At 62.9% G+C, this 3,044-nt stretch carries 3 protein-coding genes; 2 read left to right on the forward strand and 1 reads right to left on the reverse strand.

Going from position 1 to position 3,044, the window contains the following annotated elements; genetic code table 11:
* Positions 1-158: 158 nt before the first annotated feature.
* Entirely contained in the window at positions 159-773 is a 615-nt protein-coding gene (locus A5777_RS23120; RefSeq protein ID WP_156529471.1) for a helix-turn-helix domain-containing protein, read from the reverse strand.
* Positions 774-970: 197 nt separating this feature from the next.
* Here A5777_RS23120 and A5777_RS23125 point away from each other — a divergent pair, with 197 nt between their 5' ends.
* Together A5777_RS23125 and A5777_RS23130 are read left to right on the forward strand one after the other, a co-directional pair.
* Positions 971-2,110, forward strand: coding sequence for an aryl-sulfate sulfotransferase (locus A5777_RS23125; RefSeq protein ID WP_064865052.1), 1,140 nt, complete (start codon positions 971-973; stop codon positions 2,108-2,110).
* The coding region (locus A5777_RS23130) for a solute carrier family 23 protein (RefSeq protein WP_331710618.1) at positions 2,107-3,044 on the forward strand (938 nt) is incomplete at its 3' end. The genes A5777_RS23125 and A5777_RS23130, both read left to right, overlap by 4 nt.

Genomic DNA, 3,044 nt, shown 5'->3' on the forward strand with positions numbered 1-3,044 from the left:
TCGTCGCGGCGTCGAAAATCGTTAGCCGGCGTAATTCAATGAGACGACGAGCCGGTGCGGAAGGTAGTTGTGCACAGATGAGGTAGCTGCGCGTCGAGCCGCTGGCTCTTAGGCCAGCTGGTGTGCGGCTCCGGCTCGTTGGACCCGGGATGAAGGCGCTACTTTTCGCGGTCGCGCCGGCTCGATCGTCGGATGACCATGTCGTCGGCGACGCTGAACAGCAGAACACGCGTGTCGTCTGACAGCGCCCTCCAGCGGTGGGGTACGCCGGCGTCGATGTAGAGCGAGTCGCCGGCACGGAGTGTCTCCTCCCGATCGCCGTCAGCGCTGCTGAGTGTGGCGTGCGCACTCCCATCGATCACGTACATGATCTCGTCGTGGGCGTGGGTGAACTCTCTGTCATCGTGTGCCGAACCGGTGAATTCCAGTCCCCGCAGCGCCTTCTTGCCCCGCACCAGTGAACGCACCTGGGCGTCTGGTTTGTCGGAGAGGGTGAGCAGTTCGTCGTCGGCTCTGGCCACGGGATCGGCGCCGGTGTCGGCATCGGCAAGGAGCACCGTCGCTGTGGTGTCGAGGGCATCTGCGACGGTTTGCAGCGACCGGAGGCTGGTGTTGGTGCGGCCGTTCTCGAGTTGACTGAGGAACGACGCGGACAGCCCGGTCTGTTCGGACATCTGCGCCAGCGTCAGCCCCTTCTCCAGTCGGGCGGCGCGGATCACGCCGCCGAGTTGTGCGGAATCGAGGGTCTTGCCGCGTGTCAGTCCGGTGGTCACCGGTAGTCCTCTCGCCGTTAAGTGTCGCCGCGCGACCCCATGTAAACGACGCTGCTCCGAACGGGAATCCAGAGTTAACGCCAGCGTGACCAGAACTCTGGCCAACTCTCCTACTGTGACTGAATATTCAGTACTGAATATTCAGTATCAACTCTTCGGTACTGAACCTTTGGTCAGATCGATTCTAGGAGACTCAGTTGGAACAGAACACGCTCAAACGACGAGGTGTCGGCCTCATCGGCGTCGATCCTGCAGTTTCGGCCGGTGGCTACACGCTGTACGCGCCGCTGAACCGCTCGGGGCAGGTGTACTTGGTTGATGCCGAGGGCAACGAGGCGCACCGGTGGGACCTGCCCTACCGCCCGGGGCGACACGCACGACTACTCGACGACGGCTCGTTGGCCTACAACGGAAGCCTCGTCGGCGCTGAATCGGGCGTCGAACCGCTCTTCGACATGTGGCGCAAGTACGGCGGGGGTTCGATGGCGCGCTATGACGCATCGGGAAACCTGCTCAGCGAGCACGTTGACGCGCTGCAACACCACGATGCCAACCACCTCGACGACGGCAGCATCCTTTACGCCTCGGTCGAGCCGTTAACCGGCAACCGTGCGCGCGCCGTGCGCGGCGGATTTCCCGGTACCGAGGCGCTCGGTGGCGACAAGGGCGACGTCGTCTATGCCGATGTCATCAATCACGTCGACGCGCAGGGGCGACCTCTGTGGCAGTGGCGAGCATTCGAGCATCTCGACGTGACGACCTTCCCGCTCCAGCCGCACTATTGGCGTGAGCATTGGCCGCTCATCAACAGTGTCGCACCGCTCGGCGACGACAAGGTGGTGGCGAGTCTCCGCAGTGTGTCGGCGGTGATCGTCATCGACAAGCCCACCGGAGACGTTGTCTGGCAGCTGGATTCGAGTGTTGTTGCGCAACAGCATCATGTGACACCGCTGCCGAACGGCACTCTGCTCATCTTCGACAACGGCACCTTCCGTACCGGCGAGTCGGTCACCTATAGTCGCGTGATCGAGGTCGACCCCGAGACCAAGCAGATCCTGTGGAGCTACACGGACCAGATTCGTGAGGCCTTCTTCACGCCATATATGGGTGGGGCGCAACGACTCTGGAACGGAAATACTCTCGTCACGGAGGCGGCGTTCGGACGGATCTTTGAGGTGACGTCCGACAAGCAGATGTGCTGGGAGTACGTCGTTCCCCACTTCTCCACCTACGCCGATCCCGACACGGCTGCTCGTTTCCCCGCGTCGAGTAATGCAATCTTCCGCGCTTACCGCTACTCCGATGCCCAGGTCGAATCATGGGGATTGCTGTCATGACCACATCTGACAGGGCTGTCGACGATTCGGGCGTCGCGGGATCATGTGCGGGGATGACGCCGTCGAATTCGCCTGCGCTGCAGCAGGAACAAACCGCAGACATCCCCGTCTCGGAAAGTGATACGCATCCCGTCGACACCAGACCTCAGTGGCGACAGCTCGTCCCGATGTCGATCCAGCATCTGCTGGTGATGATCGCGACGCCGATCTCGTCGGTGTTTCTGATCAGTGCGACATTGGAACTCGACGCGTCGACCACACGCGCGTTGCTGTGCGCGACGTTGCTGGCCTGCGGAGTCGGAACGCTGCTGCAGTCGATGGGGTGGCTCGGACTCGGCGCTCGACTTCCGTTCGTGATGCTGCCCGGTGGCGCTGCGGTGGTGTTGTTCCTGCAGATCGCACATACCTCGGGAGCGGCCACGGCGACCGGTGCGGTCATCGTCACGGGGCTGGTGGGAATCGCGTTGTCGCCCTTCGCCGGTCGCGTGGTGCGCTTTGTTCCTCCGGTGGTGATCGCGGCGATGATCGTGGTGATCGGCATCAACCTGGTGAAGGTCTCCGGCGGACTCATCGTCGGAGCCAAGGGCACCACCGCGCCGATGTGGGCAGTCGGCTTGGCCGCGGTCACCGTGGCGTCGATCGTTGTGCTGCACAGGCTTCTTCCCGCACCGCTGAATCGGATCTCTGTGCTCGCGGGTATGGCGGTCGGGACGGCTGTCAGCGCTCTGACCGGGCATCTCCATCTCGACGCAGGGCATCAGGCGATCCAGGTACCGTCGGTGTTTCCCTTCGGCACACCGCATTTCGACATCCTCGCGACCATTCCGCTGCTGGTGTTCAGTATCGGTTCGATGGCGGAGGCAACAGGGCAGGTGGTGCTCAACGCCGACGTCGTTGGTAAGCGGATCGATAGCGGCGCAACGGTTGGGCGCAC

This window comes from Gordonia sp. 852002-10350_SCH5691597 (assembly GCF_001665715.1).
Lineage (GTDB): Bacteria > Actinomycetota > Actinomycetes > Mycobacteriales > Mycobacteriaceae > Gordonia > Gordonia sputi.